This is a genomic window from Kribbella koreensis, from assembly GCF_039525325.1.
In the GTDB taxonomy this organism is placed as follows: Bacteria; Actinomycetota; Actinomycetes; order Propionibacteriales; family Kribbellaceae; genus Kribbella; species Kribbella koreensis.
This window is the reverse complement of the sequence record NZ_BAAAHK010000009.1, coordinates 318,040-338,199: the sequence shown is the minus strand read 5'-3', so window position 1 is coordinate 338,199 and position 20,160 is coordinate 318,040. Positions and strand designations below refer to the sequence as shown.

General features: G+C 63.1%; 9 protein-coding genes. 6 read left to right on the top strand and 3 right to left on the bottom strand.

Features of this window, described 5'->3' with window-relative positions; all coding sequences use genetic code 11:
• Positions 1-713 precede the first annotated feature (713 nt).
• Complete coding sequence (locus ABD116_RS21125) at positions 714-893, top strand: hypothetical protein (protein WP_343972689.1); 180 nt, start codon at positions 714-716, stop codon at positions 891-893.
• Positions 894-1,111: 218 nt separating this feature from the next.
• On the opposite strand, the gene ABD116_RS21120 is transcribed toward ABD116_RS21125, so the two are convergent.
• Entirely contained in the window at positions 1,112-1,708 is a 597-nt protein-coding gene (locus ABD116_RS21120) for a hypothetical protein (RefSeq protein ID WP_343972686.1), read from the bottom strand.
• Between the two features lie 709 nt (positions 1,709-2,417).
• On the opposite strand from ABD116_RS21120, the gene ABD116_RS21115 reads away from it, so the two are divergent.
• Together ABD116_RS21115 and ABD116_RS21110 are read left to right on the top strand one after the other, a co-directional pair.
• A complete protein-coding gene (locus tag ABD116_RS21115; RefSeq protein WP_343972683.1) occupies positions 2,418-9,203 on the top strand; it encodes a DNRLRE domain-containing protein in 6,786 nt (2,261 codons plus the stop codon).
• Positions 9,204-9,246: 43 nt separating this feature from the next.
• Positions 9,247-9,894, top strand: coding sequence for a hypothetical protein (locus ABD116_RS21110; RefSeq protein ID WP_343972680.1), 648 nt, complete (start codon positions 9,247-9,249; stop codon positions 9,892-9,894).
• A gap of 716 nt (positions 9,895-10,610) precedes the next feature.
• Here ABD116_RS21110 and ABD116_RS21105 read toward each other — a convergent pair.
• Entirely contained in the window at positions 10,611-14,783 is a 4,173-nt protein-coding gene (locus tag ABD116_RS21105) for an NACHT domain-containing protein (protein WP_343972677.1), read from the bottom strand.
• 258 nt (positions 14,784-15,041) lie between these two features.
• On the opposite strand from ABD116_RS21105, the gene ABD116_RS21100 reads away from it, so the two are divergent.
• A complete protein-coding gene (locus ABD116_RS21100) occupies positions 15,042-15,329 on the top strand; it encodes a hypothetical protein (protein ID WP_343972674.1) in 288 nt (95 codons plus the stop codon).
• 217 nt (positions 15,330-15,546) lie between these two features.
• Positions 15,547-16,401, top strand: coding sequence for a hypothetical protein (locus ABD116_RS21095; protein WP_343972671.1), 855 nt, complete (start codon positions 15,547-15,549; stop codon positions 16,399-16,401).
• Positions 16,402-16,632: 231 nt separating this feature from the next.
• Here the strand turns inward: ABD116_RS21095 and ABD116_RS21090 are convergent, their stop codons facing one another.
• Positions 16,633-19,029, bottom strand: coding sequence for an AAA family ATPase (locus ABD116_RS21090; RefSeq protein ID WP_343972668.1), 2,397 nt, complete (start codon positions 19,027-19,029; stop codon positions 16,633-16,635).
• Between the two features lie 915 nt (positions 19,030-19,944).
• Here ABD116_RS21090 and ABD116_RS21085 point away from each other — a divergent pair.
• Entirely contained in the window at positions 19,945-20,139 is a 195-nt protein-coding gene (locus ABD116_RS21085; protein WP_343972665.1) for a hypothetical protein, read from the top strand.
• Positions 20,140-20,160: the final 21 nt, after the last annotated feature.

Below are 20,160 nucleotides of genomic sequence, written 5' to 3'. Positions count from 1 at the left end.
CACATCACCGCGGTGCTTCGCCTCGGCGGGATCGAGCCACTCGAGGCCTTCGTCAAGTTGACCAGTTGGCGGCTGACCAGGTGCCTGGTCTGTGACTGTGAGGCGCACTATCGGCTCGAGTACGTCCTGGACCGCAACAAACTCGGCGAACCGGTCTGCCGGGCGTGTTTCTGGAGGGGCTGGGCACAAACGACCAGAGCCTTACAAGGACTCCCGGTCTCGGCAGCCAGTGAAGAAGAGGTTCGCTCGCACGCCGAGGCGAGCGGGTTCGATTATCTCGGGTCACTGACCCAGCCTTCATTGCATGACGATCCACATCGGGTGCGGTGCCGGCTCTGTCAGCGGATTTCGGCGACTCGCTTATCCGATCTGAGCTTCGGCTGCTCATGCCAGTCCAATCCTCGCCGTGACCGTCAGACGGCCAACGTGTCAGGGCCGCGGCGTAAGGAGCTGCTCAAAGACTCTGGGCTGCCCGTGCTGCGCTGGTGGGATCAGGAGAGGAATGACTCCGCCTCGTGGGAGACCGTGGGGGTGTCTGGACGGCGGGAGGTGGGGTGGAAATGTCCGGTCTGCGACCTGCGCTTCAATCGTCGAGTTGATGAATGGCGTCGTTGCCAAGCTGCCCTGCCTGCGAGCAAGAGCGCAGGGCTGCTTGGCAAGCTGAATACCGCCTCCGGCGTCACCTTCATCAACGTCGAAGAGACGAAACCGGCATGTCCAACATCGTCGTCTCCATCGGCGCCTGGACCGCCAACGCCAAGGTTGCCCGCGGCGCAGCCGCCGTCATCGTCACCGGCCGCATCCAACGCACCGGCCAAGTAGTCAACCTCAACGCCGAAAAACTCCAACCCCTCCCACTCGCCGCCAAAACAAAATCCCGAGATTTCCGGTAGCTGACGATCAGGCGTCGTGGCCTTCGTTGCGGCGGAGTGCGGCATGGCTGAGTCTGCCGTCGTGGTGAGTGGACTAGTGCCACTTAGGTCCGCGAAGTGCGGATGCGTCCAGTCCGAACCCGTGCTAGGTAAGTCAGGCCCCAACGACGTCGCCCGGTGAGTGGCAAGCCGTCGGTCCGTTCTCGATCGTCGGCTCTGATTATCTGGCGGCCTACCGATCAACAGGGTTCTAGATCATCCTGTCCTTCGCTTGCCATGATGAGTCCACGAGTGTCGACGATCACTTCGCTCTCACTGCGAGATCGGTATCGTGCTTTGACTCGCCACGGCTCAACGTCGGCAACGAATATTGCACTAGGCAACTCACGGCGGCTGGCGTCGTCGGCAAAGACTTGGGCGACATCACGTTCTTCGCTCCATGCCAGGCCGCAACGCCGATCGACAGGTGCTCCTCGGTAGACCGTCATCGTGCTAGTCGGCTGCGGTACTGGATCATCCCAGTCGCTCAGATATCCTGTCGCCCCAAATGCCTCCAGCCATTCACTGGCGGGGATGAGCGCTTCGGGGGAGTTGTCGAGAACCCAGGCCTCGTCCATCGCCCGCGATGTCACCTCGTCGCATAGACAGTTTGCTCGAACAAGTTGAAGTGTTGCCCACCGCTTCGAATCGATGTTTAGTCCGACTTGGTCGAAGAGTATGCCAAGTACCCAGCCGTCGCCCATGCCGTAGTCGCGGCGGCCTGCGTGGCGATCACTTATCTGCTTCACGAGATGAGCAGCCTGAAGTTGCTGCGCATCAGTCGGATCGAGGGTCATGTGCTCGATATTACGAAGCACAGCTCGCCTGCGACACTCCGAAGTGGCCCTACATGACGCTGTCAGTCTTCCGGTTAGTCAGGAGGTCGGTTCAATACCAACCTTTAGGTAGCTCCACCCCGCGCGAGTTCCGGTCTGGTAGTTGAGAATCCTGCCGACGACCCTCGGTCGTCGCGGCTCAGTTCGGTAGGATTATTTTGGACAAGCCCAAGGTATCCGGCTCCACCCTGCCGCCCACGGCCTGGATCGCTCGAACCTCGACCGCCCGCCCCCAGCGGCTCACGGTCAAGCATCTTTTCGCGATGGCGTCAGCGAGTCCCGGGTTCATCCAAGGTCTGTCAGGGTCTTTCGGCCAGCGGCCATGACGCGCTGCCGGGACGCGGAACTGTTTGTAAGTAGAGTGTGTTGGCGACGCTGCGGCCGCTGACTTATGGCTTCTGTCGGATGCGAGATTTCCTTGCCTGGTTCGCAGGTTCCCGAGGCCCCCGAACGCGTCACCCCGGCAGCCGCGACCTCGGTAGCGGTTACGGCTGAGGCCGCCTGGCGCCCTGGTTCGGCCAGGAGGATCCGGCGTCGGCCTGGGCTTCACGCAGCTCAGGCCTCTCATCACGGGGAGGAGCTGTCAGGATGGCCTACCCGGATGGCAAGTTGATGTCTCAGCTGCAACAGCTTGTTGCGCTCGTTTGTAACGTCTAACGCTTGGTGAGCGATGAAGCGGTTGCTGATCCGCTCGGTAACCGTGTGTGGTTGCCGGTGCCGTCCCGGTCAGCGACTGCGCTGGGAGCTTGCCGTGTTTGTTCTGGATCGTTCGCAGCGTGCGCGGGTGCAGAAGTTCCCACGCGTCATGGCTGGTGTGGTGGTCTTGGCACTGCTGACCACTACGGTCGAGGCGCGTCAGCCCGCGGAGGCGGCCTCTCCGTTGGCTGATCCTGTGCATGTGGCGCAGAAGGTTTCGTCGCGGCCGGATCTGGTGTCGGCAGTGGTGACGGCACGTTCGCAGGGTTCCAAGGTCGAGGTGGAGTCGCTGCGGACCGAGAACGCGACCACGTGGGTCAATCCTGATGGGACGATGACCACGGAGGCGCATGCGGCGCCGATTCGATTCAAGACCCCGGGCGGGGAGTGGCAGTCGATCGATTTGACGCTGCAACGGGGCATTGACGGGTTTGTCGCTCCACGTGGCCACAAACTTGCTCTGCGGTTGGGAAAGCGCAACGCTACGACTGGTCAGGTATTTGCAGCGGTGTCGGCAGGAACCGGCCGGCAAGTCGAGTGGATGGCTCCGTGGAAGCTGCCGGAGCCGTCGCTGGACGGCACGAAGGCGACCTATGCCGACGTGCAGCCAGGTGTGGACCTGAAGATGGACGCGCGCCGCTCGGGGTTCGAGACCGACTTCATCGTCAAACAACGCCCGACCGTTGCGCCGGTGTGGCGGATCCCGCTGCGCACGAAGGGACTGACCCCGAAGGCGTTGCCAGATGGGTCGATCGACTTCCTCGACGCCAAGAATGTTGTTCGTTCGACGATCCCGGTCAGCTACATGTGGGACTCGGTCACCGACCCCGCCACCGGGCAGCCGGTCCACAAGACGGCCGTGAAAGTCACCGTGGAGCAGGTCTCGGCGGGCAAGGCGACGCTGGTGATCGCCCCGGATGCGCAATGGTTCCTCGATTCTGCGCGAGTTTTCCCGGTCACGGTCGACCCGACGTATGCGAACACACCGGTGTATTCGAGTTTCGACACATTCGTGCAGAGCGGCTTCACCTCGGACCTGTCGACGACGGTGGACCTTCGGGTCGGCAAGAACGGCACCACGACTGAGCGTTCCTTCCTGAACTTCGCCGGGACGACATTCCAGGGCAAGGACATCACATCGGCGAGCTTGTTCTTGTATCAGTACGGTGCGACGACGTGCACGGCGACGCCGATGAATTTGCACGCCGCTTTGCCGGCGTCGACGTCGACTCGGTGGACGGCGCAGCCGGTGACCAGTCAGCAGATCTGGGGCTCGGTGTCGGCGGCGAAGGGATTTTCGGGCGCGTGTCCTGGTGGGCGAATCGCCGTGCCTATCACTGAGCTGGCCAAGTACTGGTCCGGCACCACTGACACAACGGTGGGCGTGGCATTAAAGGCGGCGAACGAAGCGGACGCGAACGCATGGAAGCGGTTCGTGTCCAGCGAGGGCGACGCCGATCCCTATATCTCGCTTACCTGGAACCGGGCGCCGGGCAAGCCGGCCGCCCCGACCTACACCGAGGCTGTCGCCTACGCCGCACCTGGAGCGACGGAGTCGTGGCTGTATTCACCGACGCTGAGGCCGTGGGTAACGACCAAGGCCAATGATCCAGACCTCAATACCGTTAAGTATGTCTACGAGTTCCACACCACGCCGGTGAACAGCACCAGCCTGAAAGCTACGTGCACTTCATCGGTGTATGCCTCCGGCACCACTGCGGGCTGCCGACCGAGCATCGACCTGCCTGACAACACGCCGATTTATGTGCGTGCGAAAGCCAACGACGGCCGCATCGACGGCGTCTGGTCCAACTTCGTGCGTGTTATCACCGGCACCCAGCAGCCTGCGCAGCCTGTGGTGACCTGTCCTGCCCCATACTCCGACGGCACCTGGCAAGACAACGCGCCGACCGCAAATGTGGAGTGTGTCATCGCCGCAACCGGCGCCAGTTACTCCGCGCCCGGCTATGTCCGGGTGACGGTTGATGGCAAGCTGTTGCCGACGAATGTCGTCGGCGGGCCGCCAGGCCAAATAAAGATCACGCCGTCTAGCGACCCAGCGATCGCGAAGTACTCGGTTTCGCTCCCTAAGGACACCCCGGGCCTGCACACCATCGCTGCCCAGGCCGAAACACCCGCCGGGAAGCTGTCCACAACGAAAACCCACAACGTTGGTTGGGGCGGCACCAATCTCACCTCGCCCGCGGCGAGCCCTCGGGTCACGACGAGTGGCGCGGTCCGCATCACCGCGTCCGGTCCGCCGAAGGGCCAATCGGCAACGCCAACGGCGCGAGTTCGGTGGAGATTGTCCGGGTACGGCGGCTCCCAGGACACTGTCGGCTGGAATGAAGACGCTACACCGCTCCCCGTGGTCGACAAAGGCGCGGGCGGGGTCAGCGTCGACACGCTTTGGGACACCAACAACGCCAAGATCGACACCAATCTCGACGCGGACCCGTCGACGCCGGTAATTGAACCCACCACGCTGAATGACCGGGTTCCGGTGCTCCTGGATGTTCAGGTCTGCTTCGTTTACGGGACCGCTTCCCAGTGCACCTGGTCGCAGAAACCGGACACGACCGTTCAGCGGGTCCCGCATGCGTTCGGTGATGGATTTCCGACTGCAGGCGCGGGTTCTGGCGAGGTGGCGCTCTGGACCGGCGAGTTCACGGTGAGTTCGACCGACGTAGAGGTTCCTGGCTACGCCGACGATCTGACCCTGTCTCGCACCCACTCGACCTATGCAGGACCCAGCGATGATGTCAACGGCGTCTTCGGACCTGGCTGGAAGGCGGGATTCGACGGCATCGCTGATGGCGTCGCGGGTTTTGAGGTGGTCGATTCCAGCCGCGTCGACGGATCGATCGCGCTGCTCAGCGGCGACGGAACCGGTCTGGTATATGAGGCGCCGAACGGGCTACGGCGTACCGGCGCAGCTTTTCAGGTAGGGGATTGGGTACCTGCCGATGAAGCTACCGACTTGGATGCCGGCCGGTTGACTGTATCCGGCAGCGGAGCTGCAACGGTGCTTGCTTATACAGAAGATGACGGCACGGTCACCACATTCAAAGTGACGGCGGCCCCAGGAGCCGGAGTAGATGCCGCGTTCCGAGTAACGGGGATCGCGGTCCCAGGCGTCGCGACGGATACGACGTATTCCTACGACGGATCCGGACGGGTGGCACGGATACTGGCCCCAAGCCCGGCGGGCGTGAGTTGCCCGGCAACTGGCGCGCTGAATCCGGGGTGTCGAGCGCTCAGGATGGAGTACTCATCCATCGGAACGCCAGGGATTCGCCTTACCGGTGTCTGGTTGGACATCTACAACCCAGACAAAGCCGGCGGTGCCGGAATGGATTCCATCAGGGTCGGAACCTATAGCTACGACTCTGCGGGACGGCTCCAGAAGCTGACGGATCCACGCTCGAACCTGTCCACCGAGTACGGCTACAACGCTGCCAATCACCTCACCTCCATCAAGCCACCCGGCCAGGTGCCAGTCCAGTTGAACTACGAGCTGGTGGATGGCCAGGAACGACTCTTGGAGGTCACGCGGGCCCGGCCAGTGAACGACCCGGCAGGGGGGACGGCCGTCCTTGCCAGGTTCGTTTATGACGTGCCGGTGTCCGGAGCCGGTCTGCCAGACATGACGGCCGCATCGGTTGGCCGCTGGAATCAGAAGAGCGCCCCCACCAAGGGCTTTGCGGTCTTCGGGCCGGAACATCCCGTCACAGGAACCCCAACTGAAGGTGACTGGAAATACGCCGATCTCCAGTACACCGATGCCAGCGGCTACACAGTCAACACCGCAGAGTTCGGCGCGAACAAATGGCAATACACCGCAATCGACTACAACGACCAAGGCAACGCCGTCCGAGAACTGGACGCGCGTGCTCTACGGAAGGTCATCGACGATCCGCTTCCTGCCGGGGCAGCCGTCGACCAGCTCGCGACGTTGACGATCTACAACCTTGACAGCAAGGACGCTACCGGCGAGGTTCTCACCCCTGCTGGCACGCTTGTGACGGACACGTATGAGCCGTCGCGGCAGGCGGTGTTGAGAGACGGTTCGGTCCAGTGGCTGCGTCGACACGTCCGGACGAAGTATGACCAGGAGGCTCCCAACAACGGGATCAATCCGTCTACTACCTTGCCTTACCGACTCGAGACCAGCGAACAGGCATCAGTGAGTGACCCTGGTACGGGCGCAGACATTGAGGTTATCGCCGGCTCCTTGACCAGATATTCGCTCGCCGGGGAGGCCGACGGCTGGGACAGGGGACTTGTCGGTGAGTCCATCACGGACATGGACCTCGACGGATCCAAGAGTGCTGGAGATCAGATTCACATCACTCGCTACGACTCCGAGGGGCGTGTGATCGAGGGCCGTGCAGCTGGATCGGCTTCAGGCAATGGCAGCGACGCGGGGACGACAAAGACCGTTCACTACAGCGCAGCGCCCAACTCCGCCTTCCCGGCCTGTGGAGGCAAGCCGCAGTGGGCTGGACAGGTCTGTACGACCTACCCTGGCGGATCACCGGTGTCGGCCGCGGGGCAGCCAGCGACGCCGACAATTCCGACGATCACGGTTGGCAGCTACAACTACATGCTGAATCCAACAGTCACCACTGAGACGTCCGGATCGGTGACCAGAACGACGACTCTTGGCTACGAGCTCGACGGACGTCTGAAGACCAGCTCTACCAGTGTTGTTGGCCTACCCACCTCGACACCAGTGACGCGGAAGGACACCACCTACGACCCTGTTACTGGGCTGCCCACGGTCGCGATTGCTTTGAACGCGGACAACTCGGTCGCAGGTACTGTCACCACGGGCTACGACACCTGGGGCCGCCAAGTCAGCTACCAGCCGTCAGGTGAAAGCGCCACAACGACCACCTACAACGCTGCCGGTTCTGTAGCAACCGTTGTCGATGCCAACGGTGCCACCACCTACACCTATGCCGGTGCCGACGCGGCCGGAGGCATCGAGACACGTCAGCTACCCACCAAGGTCGAGGTCACGACTGCCGGTGGCACCTGGGTGTCAACTGCCGCTTACGACTCGGCAGGCGATATGACGCTGCAGAGGCTTCCCGGCGGGATCACCGCGATCAATCAGTTCGATCATGTCGGCGAGCCTGTCGGTCTGGAATACACCGGTCAGGTCACCACGACAAACGAAGACGGCTCCACGACGGTCCAGCCGGATGGCAGCTGGCTTGCCTGGTCGATGGACAACGACGTCAACGGCCGGCTGGCGAGAGAGTGGACGCCCAGCGGCGCAGCCTTCACTGAACCAGCCAACGACACCGGCCCAACCGACGTCGGTGACGCCGCACCCTACGACCGCGCCTACTTCTACGATGCAGCAGGACGCCTCACTCAGGTGAGAGACCGCACCGGCGTTGCAGGCGTCGACATCGAAGACCCGGCCCAGTCCGCATGCGTAACGCGCACCTACAGTTTCGATAGCAACGACAACAGGCTGGCCAAGACAACTAACACATCCGGCTCGACTGGTGCATGCCCGACCGGCGGCGGTACCGCGTCGAACCGTGCGTTCGACACGGCAGACCGGCCGACGAGCGGAGCAAACGGACAGGGAACATACGTCTACGACCCACTCGGCCGCACTCTCACGATGCCAGGCGCCGATGCGCCAACGCCTCAAGATGGCGACGTCACCTTCGCCTATTACGACAACGATCTCGCCAAGAGCATCACCCAAGCCGGTGTCACCACCAGCTTCACGCTCGATGCGCTGGACCGGCGAGCGACCGAGACCGCCGTAGCAGGCGGAATCACCACCCAATCAGTCAGGCACTACACCGATGAGTCGGACAACCCAACCTGGGTGACTCAAGGGACCACAACGCAGCGATTCACCGAACTGATCGGCGGAGAACTCGCGCTCACCGTCTCCCAGAACGGCTCGGGCGACCTCACCCTCAGCAACCTGCATGGCGACGTCGTCACCACCGTTGACCTGTCGACTGCTAGTGCCGTTGCCACCGCCATCTCAGGCTGGAACGACTACGACGAGTATGGTCAGCAACGTCAGCACACCGCCACGACAACACTTGTGAAGTACGGCTGGCTTGGTGCACGACAGCGAGCGCACTCGGGTGCGGACCTGACACTGATGGGCGCACGTCTCTACAACCCCGCCACCGGTCTATTTACGTCGATGGACCCAATCCCCGGCGGGAATGCGAACGACTACACCTATCCGACTGACCCCGTCAACACGTTCGATCTCGATGGCCGGATGTGTCGAGCCGATCAGGGCGGCAGATCCCGAGGCGCCGACTTCGGCGGCTCCCGCAGAGTAGAGCTGCGCAGGCCGCCAACGCGCACGACTGTCACAAGCTCCTCAGGTGGCTACCGGTACGGACTTCGCCACCTCAACCGAATCCAGGACAGACTCGAAAGAATCAATCGCAGCCGTCATGCCACGATGCAAGGCAAGAAAGGCATGAACCAAGCGAAGGTGAGCCAGAACACCAAGAAGATCACCATCCACGGCCGCACACGGATCCCCGACGGTAGATCTGGCAAGGACGGCAGGAACATCGTGGAAGTCAAGAACTACCGGGTAGGACGGACACTGGCCGCGACCCGACAGATCCGTGACTTCGCAGACTGGGCCAGGCTGCGCGGCGGAACCTTCACCCTCAAGGTCAACCGCGGCGTCAACCTCAGCGGGCCGCTAAAGTCTCTTATCCAGTCCGGAGCGATCAGGTTGGTCCGGTATTGATGGGACGGTCCCACACCGCTAAAGGCAGGTCACGATGCAGGCGATGAGTGAGAACGAGGAGCACGCGGTCAGCGTGCTCGAGGTTGCCCTGGGCATTGATCTCACCGAGGTCGAGTTGGGGGAGGACTATGTTCTTGAACCTAGCGACGAGATGCTCAAACGATGCGAGGACCTGGTCGCCTCTGGGCCGTCGCCTGAGGTACTCTCCGAACTCGTCGCAGGGCTACGCAACTCCTACCATCTGAGGAGGGTTCACCGTCTGCTCGCAGAGATGGGCTGGCAGGTCTTGCATCAACTGCGTGCAGATGTCGGCACCTCGGGCGTGTTCCTGCGTGTGGCCGAGAGGCTCGGGCAGGCGTTCAAATACGGTGCCGGGCCGGCCGATCTCGATCTCGTGCTGGAGATGTGCAGCGATACCAATCTCACCTTCGAAGGCGATATTGAGGATGTCCGGAACTACTGGTTCGACTCACTCGCCAAGATCCGTGACGATCGTGTAGGCGAATTCTGCCGAAGCATCATCGATGCCGATCTCGGCAGGTGGCAGGATCTCAGGTTGGGTTCATCGATCAGGGCTCTTGCCAAGGTGTGGGATGGCAAAACTGATCCCATCCGGGTCGGCCGCATAGCGGAGGAACACCCTGACTCCTTCATCCGCAAGGTAGCGCGACAGAGCCTCGCGAAGCACTAGCGAACCTGGCGGAAGGGATCCACGGATCAGAGGCCTGCAAGCCGGCGGTCGTCACGGTGGCTGCTGGCTTCCTCCAATCGTGCGCGTCGGTACCCGACAACGAGTGCAAATCGCGGCGCCAACTCCCGCTGCCAGTCCGAGTGCGATCTTGACCAAGTCCGCGAGGAGCTTTTGCTGGTCTGGGGTGTGTACCCGCGTCGGCGGAGCACGATATATCGGGGACCAGGGGGACGGCGAGCGGCGGAATACGCAACCCCCACGAGGTGGGGGCGGCCGTCACTGTTGCCGGCCTGGAGCGTTGGGTCAAGTGAGTACTCGTTTAGTGGCTCCGCCACGCGTTTGCGCAACTCCCGCAAACCCTTCCCCCGCTCGCGGTGACGTTCGGCGATATGACGCCAGGCTGCGCTGCCGCCTCACGCTCAGCAGTACGGACCCTGCTACTCGGGGTTTCATGGGTCTCCCCGAGCTCGCGATCGACGGGCAGCGCGGGACGATCCGAGGATCGGGCCAGCTCGATCGGGCACTGCTGAGCCGCACGGAAAGTTCGACGAACATGACGCCAGGTCGCCCCGATCCCAGAGCAGTGTCTGGGGTCAGGGCGACCGGCTCACCGGGGCGACCTCAGTGACGCCACCAGCGACTGTGTCGCTGGTGAAACCGTGCCAGGACCGGCTCGGGAGGTCGCCGTTCCAAGTCGCCTCAAGTCAGGCTTGTCGTCACAGGATCTCAGGGAAGGCTCCAGCGCCGGTGACGAGCTTTCGTTGGCGAAGTTCTTCGTTGATCTGGCTTTGAACGGAGTCATGGAAGGATCCGATCGAGTCGATCAAGGCCTGGACTCCCTGGGACCCGGCGTGCTGGACGATCGATCGCGCCATGAGTGCTGCGACCACCGGGTTTTGACCAGGTAGCCAGGTCAGGATGGTGTTGAGATCCTCGGGCGAGCCCTCGATGACGACAGTTCTGACGGCCGAGCGGAGTTTGTAGATGCCGGTATGGATCTGCTTCTTGCTGAAGCGGCCGTCCTGAAGAACTCCGACAAGCTCGAGCAACGCGTCCCTGGCAGCGGTCTGTTCGCCTCGAACAGCGAGGCCGCTGATGAATCGGCCGGCGTTCCCGAATCCGGTGAGATCCGGCACTTGCTTACCTAGAAGCCGAGGCGACAGCGTGAGCGTCAAGACAGTCGGCCAGTGGCCTGCTGTCGCTGACTCGTCGAACGCCGCCAGTTCGAGCCAGGTGTCGCGACATGCATCGAGGACTACCGGCTGCACCAGGCGTTTATGCGAAGGGTTCGTCGAGAGCTGTGGGGTGTCATGCGGGCGAATGCTCAAGTATCGCCGGCAGAGCTGGATGGCGTCGGCGATCGCAGGCTGCCTGTCGTGGATGAACAGGGCGAGTGACCTGATCAACGCTGCTGTTGCCTCCGGGTGGGTCACCGCATGGATCGAGGACTCGATGACGCTCAAGTCAATCGGTAGAACGCCGGCGGTCATCAGCTCCAGCATCAGCCGGGCGCCTGCCGACTGGTCCTTTGGATTCGAGGCCAGGTTCCGGCTGATCATGGTACGAAGGTCGTCGGCATGTCGTTCGAGCAGCGCCGGTCCGTCCGAGGAGCGGCAGAGGTCCTGGATCGGTGGGATGCGGTTGAGGCTGATCGAGAGCTGGACGGTTCCCCGGATGAGCTCAGGATCGTTTCTGTTCCATTGAACGCAACCGTCGAGCAGCAGGTTTCGGGACACGACGTCGAGGTGTGTGGGCTCCAAAATCGCCACAGCCAGGGCCTCTTGAGCTGCCGCGACTCCAAGGGCGGACGCGCGGGCGGTGAGCATCACGACTCCGCGTCGATCGAGCCATACGTCGACGTTGCGGCGAAAGGAGTCTGGCAGTGTTCGGAGGAACAGGTCACTGGTGACGCGTTCGTTCGCCAGGGCGAGCCGGGCGACTTCGCCCAAGCGGACTTCGAGCTCGCTGGCCTGCTCGTCAACCAGGTGTTCCAAGGCATCCTGGAGTCGCCTCGAGATCTGGGAGGCGAGCGGGCTGGGCGTGGCCAGCCCCACCGGTAGTGCACTGCGTTGGAGTTGGCGAGTCGCGGCTTCGTGACCCATAGAGAGCATTGCGTCGAGGGTCAACGGAATCCGAGGATCGTGGTCCGGCGACTCGGCAAGGACGTACATCAAGGCGACGACGGCGGCGCCGGCACTGATGGATTCATCGTTGTCCTGAAGGGCAGCCAGAGTCTCAGCAACCAGTTCGTTCCATGCATCCGGGCGGTCAAGGAGCCCGCTGAGTCTCCATTGCGCGGCGTAGAGCACACCCAGCGACTCCCGAACCGATCGCGAGTCCGTGTCGCGGCGGGCCTGTCCGAGAACCACGGATGCGACGATCTGGTCGAGGTACTGCTCACTGCCTATCTGCTCCCAGATCGCGCCGCCTGACGTCAGCAACGCGGTAGCGATGGCTCGGCCTTCTCCAAGGGACAGCGCCGAGTCGAGCAAGATCCGCAGTGCGTCCCGCGCCCACGAGGGGTCGATCGAAGCAGTACGGGAGATCAAGCGAGGCAAGGTGCGCTGCGCGGTCGGGCTGGCAGCCTGGTGCTCGACGACGTAGACGCAGATGTCGTGTTCTCGAGCGAAACGCGCGGCGTCGGCCGGGATCCGATGGGAGATCCGGCTCAGGGCCTCGACCACGCTGAGCCGCAGATGTTCGTCATCTGCCATCCAAAGCGAGGCCAGGAGATCCATCACGGCAGCTTCGTCGCTGTGGTAGATCGTCGGCAGGACGTGCGCGAGATGGCGCACGGAGGAGATCGGCAAGGCTTCGATGATGACGGTGGGTGTCGGCAGGAGGCGAGGGTGGTGCGCGAGGGCGGTCAGCCCGATCTCGTGCAGTGCGACTTCGTCTGTCTGCAGCAGACTGTGGACGACGTCCGCCGTAGCAGTACGGGCCGTTGTGTCGTAGCCGCTGACGATCAACAGGTGCTCGAGGACCGCCCCGGTGAGAAGGTCCTGCGGCTTCGTCCGTACCCGGGCGAGGAGACTGTCCAAGTCGCTGTCGCGGTGCCGCTGAAACAGCCCCTGGGCAGCGGCGTACTCGAACATCGTCTGGTGCAGGAATCTCACTCGTCCCTGCGTGACGTAAACGACTCCTCGGCGGCGGAGGGTTTCCAATCCATCCGGATACGTGGGCCTCGCGGCCGCGGGCATCGCCGCCAGAACGCGGGGGACTGTTGCGGCAAGCACCGCTTCAGGGCAGTCCGGTGTTCCTTCGGCCAGCATCGCGATCGCGATGGCGGATGCAGTCGCTCCGAGGTCGTTCTCAGGACGATGGCTGGTGTCGGTATCGGATCTGGGATCGGCCTGTACTCGCCGCTGCCAGAACCGTGCGTAGAGCCCGCTGGTGTCGATCTCCAGAGCAGGTTCGTTCGGTGCGTTCAACTCGAAGAGCAGACGCAGCAAGAGTGGGCTGCGGCATACCTCGGAAACCGGCTGGCCTCGGGCCACCGACGAGCGGATGTGTTGACCGAGAGAACCACGGTCCACGTCCGGGCAGAGGGCGCCTGCGAGTACCTGGACGGCGTCATCGAGTTCGGCGTCGCTGTAGGCGGCCAAGGGCACGAAGCGCGCACCTTCGAGTCGCAGGTATCGGGTCTCGTGTGGCCGTGAAGTGATCACCCAGTCGACGCCCAGGTCACTGATCGAATCGAGCAGTACCCGGGTCTCCAGCCGAAGCCTCTCGTCGTGCAGCAGGAGATCGGCCGTATCGAGGAGTACGACAGGCCTGAGGCCGGCTTGGTGAATGTCACGGATGACGTCGAGTAGATCCGACGGGGTCAGCGATGGTGCCTGACCGTCATCGGACAGAAGCCACGTCGACGACAGTAGGAGAGGCTCGACCTGGTGAACCGACAATCGTCGGTGGAGGGACCACAACAGGCTGCTCTTGCCATGGCCGGCATCCGCTCGAACGACCAGCTGGGAGGGCTGTCGCGGGTCCAGAATCTCCGCGAACAGGTCGTCCTCGATCTCTCGGGACACGTACAACCCGGCCGAAAGGCCGATCAACTCCTCGTCCCGCAGTACGCCACTGTCTAGATCTTGCGCCAGCAATCGCGACATGCGCTTCAGTCGCGCCCACGGGGTGCTCCTGATGATCGCGGGGGACAGTCGCTCAGCAATTCCCGGAGCGGTAGACGGCGCGCCGACATCATCGGTCGAATCGTGGGACGAGGCGACCGCTCCCGCTCGCCGACGCTCGACCGCCTTCAGCGCGTCGGCCCTCGCAGCGGTGACCTCCTGGTCGCTTCGCAGTCGTTCGAGGACCTGCTCGAGGAGCGCCTTCGCCGTGTCGAGAACGCCTTGGCTCTCAGACCCGGAGAAGTACTTGCGAGCGCTGCGCTCCGAGCTCTGGGCGGGGTATTCGACCGCGATCGCTAGGGCTTGCCGGTGCCCTGCTCGTTGCGGATCGTGCAGAGCGGGCTTCATGCTCGTATCGACCCGCTTCTGCGCCTCCTTCAGGCTGCACCCGATCTCGGGCCACGGCTCGCTGACTGTCCGCGGGTAGAAGCCCGGGGTGCCAAGTCCGAGCAGTAGATAGGCAACCAGCATCGGCCGCCGTGGTGCCGTTTTCGACTCATGGGCGGAAACCGACCTCAGGATGAGCTGCCAGGTAACTGCGCTGGCAAGCTCCGTACTCCGGATGCCGAGTACCTCGGCGACGTGGGCGTTCAAGAGTTTGCACGGCTCAGCGGAGTCCCACGGCGGGTTGATCCCACCCCCACGCCTCTTACCGGCCAGCAGCCGACTGAGCTCAGCTTGCCATTGGCGCTCGACCTCGGGATCCGGAATTCGGAGTGGCCCGTCGGCCCTGTTGCCCGTCGGCGGCTGGCTCACCATCACGCAATCGTAGTTCCCCGATCGCTACAGCATCGCTCGCTGCTGCCCCAGCTGGCCGGCCTCGGACTTCCAGGCTCCCAACGGGCCCGCCTCGCCCTCGTCCCAAACAGGGAACAAGAGACCTTTGGGACGAGCTCGGGACGACTAGAGCCCGTTGTTGGGACATGGGACCAATGGTCTTGCACCGGCGCATGGCGGCCCTTGGCTAGCACAGGGCCGCCGACCCTACCCATCACTCGTCTCTGGAGGAACCTCACCATGCAGACCAGTCTTCCTGCGTTGTGCGCCGGCATGGTCTCGACCCAACCGATCGGCCCCGTACTCGTCCTGGTCGCCGGCCTGGTAGCGGCAGTGCTGATCATTTCGCTCACTGTTGCGGCGGTGGCGATCCTGTCAGTCGTACTGAAGAAGGATACCCAGCGGAAGAGCGGTATCCGGGTACTGCGCGAACTGCGCCGGATGCTTCATCTTCTTCTCCGCGTCCTCCGGGACTTCTGGACCGGAGGACGCGGAGGACACGGAGGACACGGCAGCATTGACCACTGATCCACGCGGGGCCTCGTCAGACCGAGGCCCCGCTCTGGCGGTTGGGTCCTGCGCTACCGGGGAAGGTGGGTAGGCACTGGACACCAAATCCCGGAGGCCGACTGTGGACAGCCTGACCAGGCACGGCACTGGGGTCAGAGCAGTCTTCGACCTTCTCGGGCGCGACGAGAACGATCTGACGGCCGCGCTCGGGTTCACCTTGGCGAACTGCTCTGGCTTGCTCGAGTCGATCGTCAGGAGGGTCGCGCCGAGACTGAGCGGACTGGATCGCGATCAGATCTCCATCGACCTGGAGGTTCGTGGCGCCGGAGGACGTACCGACCTGGAGATCTCTGTCCCGGGCGAGGTGTTCGTCTTTGAGGCGAAGCGCGGCTGGCTGTTGCCGTCTGTTGCCCAACTCGCGAGCTACGCACCGAGGATTCAGATGCGTGGTGGCGGTGCCCTGGTCACCTTGTCCCAGGCAAGCGAAAGTCTGGCCCGGACGCAGGTACCTGCCGAGATCGATGGTGTACCGGTGGTCCACGTTCCGTGGCGGCAGGTCCTTGCGCACATCTCCGCGGTCAGGGGATCTTGCCGTGGACGTGAGCGCATGTGGCTCGACCAGCTTGATATCTACCTTGCGGGAGTGATCAAAGTGCGGAATGTGGCGGACAGCTGGACGTACTGCGTCGCCTTGAACGACCAACGACCAGGTGGCGGTGGCGCGCTGACGTTCCGCGAGTTCGTCACCGATCGCCTGTGCTACTTCCACCCATACGGCATCAGTGGATGGCCGACCGAACCGCCCAACTTCATCGCATTTCGCTGGGGTGGCGCGGTTCGGCGGATCCATCGAGTGATTGCCGCCGAGGTGGTGCCCAACCTTCTGGAGCGATGGCCGGACATTCCGCCGACCGAGGACACGGTACGACCGCACGCGATCTATGAACTCGGTCCACGAATCCCACCCTTCGAGCAGGTGCCGAACGGCGCCCAGTACCGTGCATCAAGACTCTGGGTACTGCTGGATCAGCTACAGACCGCGCCGACGCTCGCACAGGCACTCTCGCAATCGAAGGCGCTCAACGGCTGACCACCGTGGAGTGATAGTGGTGAGGGCCCGTCGGTCAGCGCTCCTCGTTGGGCGCCGAGTTCGCTTCCGCACGGCTGCTTTGACAACGGTCCCGGGCAGCAGGCGCGCTGCAGCCACACACAGATCGGGCCGCCGTAATCGCGGAGCCGGCCCCGCAGCATGGAGGCCACAGGTCGTCTCCCAGGAGCACTGTGCGATCTGTTCGTCCTCATGGTTTGAAGCGGGCGCCCGTTACCGGGCAGCAGCCTTCCGGACGGCCTTGTAGGCGAGGCCGTTGAGCGCCTTGAGGAGTCCGTCGAAGTCGGTCACATGCTTGCGTGGGTCTGTGTCGAGTTCGAACTTTGCGTGCCAGGTGCGCATCTCAGCGCGAACATCCTCGGCCTCGGGGCTCCGGTCGAGCTGGCTGCCGATCTCCTCGATGAGTGCCGCCACGTCTTCTCGCCGGGCTTGACTGTCATGCGTGCGGGTGAAGTCTTTCTTCGCGCGGTTGATGCGACCGGAGATCTTCTGGACGGACTCGGCCCGCTCGGCCGTCCGCTGGCACAAGGCGATGCTTTTGAGCAGCAGCTTGAAGTTCTCGGCAGCTGTATCGCGGTCTTCCTCGGTTACCTTGAGGTCGACCGCAGTGCCGGTAAGGGCGTCGACGGTGGCACGTGCGAACGCGACCTTGTCCAGATGGAAGGTCGGGATGCCGGACTTGTCCGCGATGGCTTTCTCCAGGAACTTCAGGGTGCCGTAGTTCTTCGGCGCCTTCCCGTCGGGACCGTTTGCGTCCGGGTAGACGGTCGCTGCGGCCAGTCCGAACGCGAGAGGATTGACGCTCGGGACGAACTCCTTGCAGTAGCTCGTGGCTGCCAGGAGGGCAACGTGGAACGGGACGATGTCCTCTATACCGACGATGCCGAGCGGGTTGTCAGTTGTCAGGCCGTCAAGCGGACCCCGTGCGAGTTGAAGAACCAGATCTGAGTCGATGAGTTTGTCGCCGTACGCACCGCCGGCCGCGAGGTCGTCCTTCGCTTCGTTGCCGGCGTTGTCGTTGTCCAGAAGCACGACGACGGGCGGCTTGTCGACGTCGCGACCGCGAGCGAGGTAGACGAGGTACGGAATGTGGCGAGTGCCGCCGGCGGGAACAATCGTGATGTGATTCAGGTCGAGTCGGTCGCGGTCGGCGACGCCGACCTTCTTCAGCCACCGCGATGCACCGGCGATCAGGACTTGGTCGGACGGTCCTTCGACCATGAGATTGCAGTTGCCGATGAACGTGGTCTCGGAAACGAAGCTACCGAAGGCAGACCGCAGGGGCTCGTAGTGGTTCGCTGCGGCACTGGTGACGACGCGGGTGCCCTCGTCGTGCTCGCCCTTCTCGAGGACGCGGATGCGGTCGGCTTCGTTCTTGTCGATGAGGAACGGCGAGTGCGTAACGTACACGACCTGAATCGGGTCGCGACCCGCATCCTTGGGATCCGCGAAGTCGTCGAAGATCCGGAGGAGGTCCTGCTGGCCCGAGGCGGACAGAAACTGGTCCGGTTCGTCCATCAGGAGGATTTCGGGGCGACCGTCCGGCCGAACTTCGTGGGCGAGGTACTGGACGAAGTACGAGAGGAAGTACTTCAGGCCTGCGCTGCGCTCGTCGAATCCATAGGTGCGTCCGGTTCGGTCGCGGATCATGAAGACGAGGTCGAACTCGAACAAGGCCACGAACAGCTCGAACTGCGAGTCCTGAGACCACCAGTGCGGGAAGTCGAGAGCCTTCGCGAGCTCGCTGTTGATGGTGTCGACAATGCTATTCGCGTAGCCGTTCTTTTTCTTGACGTGTGCCTGTAGCTCCCTGACGAGTTCCTTGTTGATCCCGGCAACCTTGAAAATGAGGTCGGCGGCGAGTTCGTACATCTCGACCTCGTCCTCGGTGGCCTGTCGAATCGGCCGGAACATCTTGGAGATTGCGCCGGCGTGCGTCGTAACGGTCTGGTCGGACTGGAACCAGGAGTTGTTCTGGTGGAAGCCGTCCCAGAGTTCACGCAGGTGGTCGCGACCGAGCGGTGCGGTCTTGTTACCCGAGACGAGGTAGTCGATGGGGACGCTGTCCGGCAGCGGAACGTCGGCGTTGATTCGGAACGGCACCGGGACACCGAAATCGGCGAGCGCGGAGGGCTTTGCAACGTGCTCTGGCCCGGTCCACTTATCGTTCTGGCGAACGTAGACGCGGAACTTCGGCGTTTGGTTCATCCTGAAGAACGCGACGCGCTCGACGTCGTGAAGATCGCTGTGGCCCGAGATGGTCTCGATGAGCTTTACGGCCTCATCGGAGATGTCAGCGAACACGACGCCGAACTCGGGCAGCACGAGGTCGTTGTGGACGCCGAAGAACCGGGAGTAGCGGCAGAAGTCGCTGCGCTCGAAACCTATCCCGGTGAGGGCCGCCTGGATCGCGCTCAGGACCTGGGACTTCCCGGACTCGTTCGCGCCGACGACGGTCGTGATACCTGGACGGAGTTTGATCCGCACGAACGGGTAGTTGCCCTCAGGCGTCTCATCCCATGGGTCGGGTTCGTAGTGCTCACCCGAGGCGCGGATGAAGTCGTAGTTCAGCGATCGGTAGAAGCGCGCGTAAACCGAGTGAAGCTTCATGCGGTGTCCTGTCGTGGGTCCGAGTGCCGATTCTGTCAGGTGGGTCCGACAGTTCGTGGGTCAAGACGCACAGCGGCATACCACGTATCCAAGTCGGGCTGGTGTTTCATCGTTTCCGCTGAATTGCTTAAGATGTCTGCTTTAGGTCTTGAGCGACTGCGATATTCGGCGTGGCCCTAGCCGACCCTGTTGTGTGGCGCTCGATCGTGGGTGGCTGGTAGGTCCAGCGCCGCCGATGATCGGGCAACCAGCTTCGTCAACTTGCGCAAATGCCGAGCCGACCGGTGCGGACACAACCTCGAGCCCACCGCGGCGGCTCGAACCCTGGACTGCCACCCATCAGGGTCAGGTGAAGAGTCGTTGCGAAGAGGAAGGCCCGTGCGCAGCGGGCGCCCTTGGGTCGCAACCTCGTCGGCTATTGAGTTATGGGAGCCGCTCGCCGCGACGCCCTCCCACGATGAGGGCTGATCGTCTGGCTGAGAAAGGCAAGAGTCGGGCCAGGCGATGCGGTCGAGATATGAGGTGCGTACTCTCTGGCTGCTCCGTCACTGCTCCGTGAGACGTCGGCAAACGACGATCAGCGCTAAGAAGCAATGAGGACAAATCCGCAGGTCAGAGGGCAGATCAGCCGTGGTGGCCGATCCGCCCTCGCTTGTACCCGCAAGATCCTCGACATCTTCGAAGGAAACGCCGGACGACGGGTGGCTAGGTGTAATCCTGCACCGTCGCGGACTCAGGGCCTCTGCTTGAGCCGTCTTGCGATGGTCCATCCTCCGAGACGAGTTCGTACCACCTTCGCGACTTGATGGGTGGCGCCGAAAAGTGATGGGTGCTGGTGGCAATTGATCCTCGGTTCGCGTGTCCGCTGTGGGGCACAGGAGCAAATTACGCTCCTGTCGGAGGCGTTGAGACTGCGTGAGGGCTGACAAGGAATCCGCGGAGGACAGCGAGACGCCGGACGGTGACGGTGTTGTTCATGTCGTGTTTCCGGACGAGGTCCCGGTGGTCTATCCACAGGCTGCTCGTTTGCTCGTCCGGATTGTCGTGCGGCTGGCGAAGATGGAACCTCCGGCGGAGGGTTCCGGCGGGACTAAGGAGGAGAGATCTTGAGTGGCGATGGGGCTGAAGCGT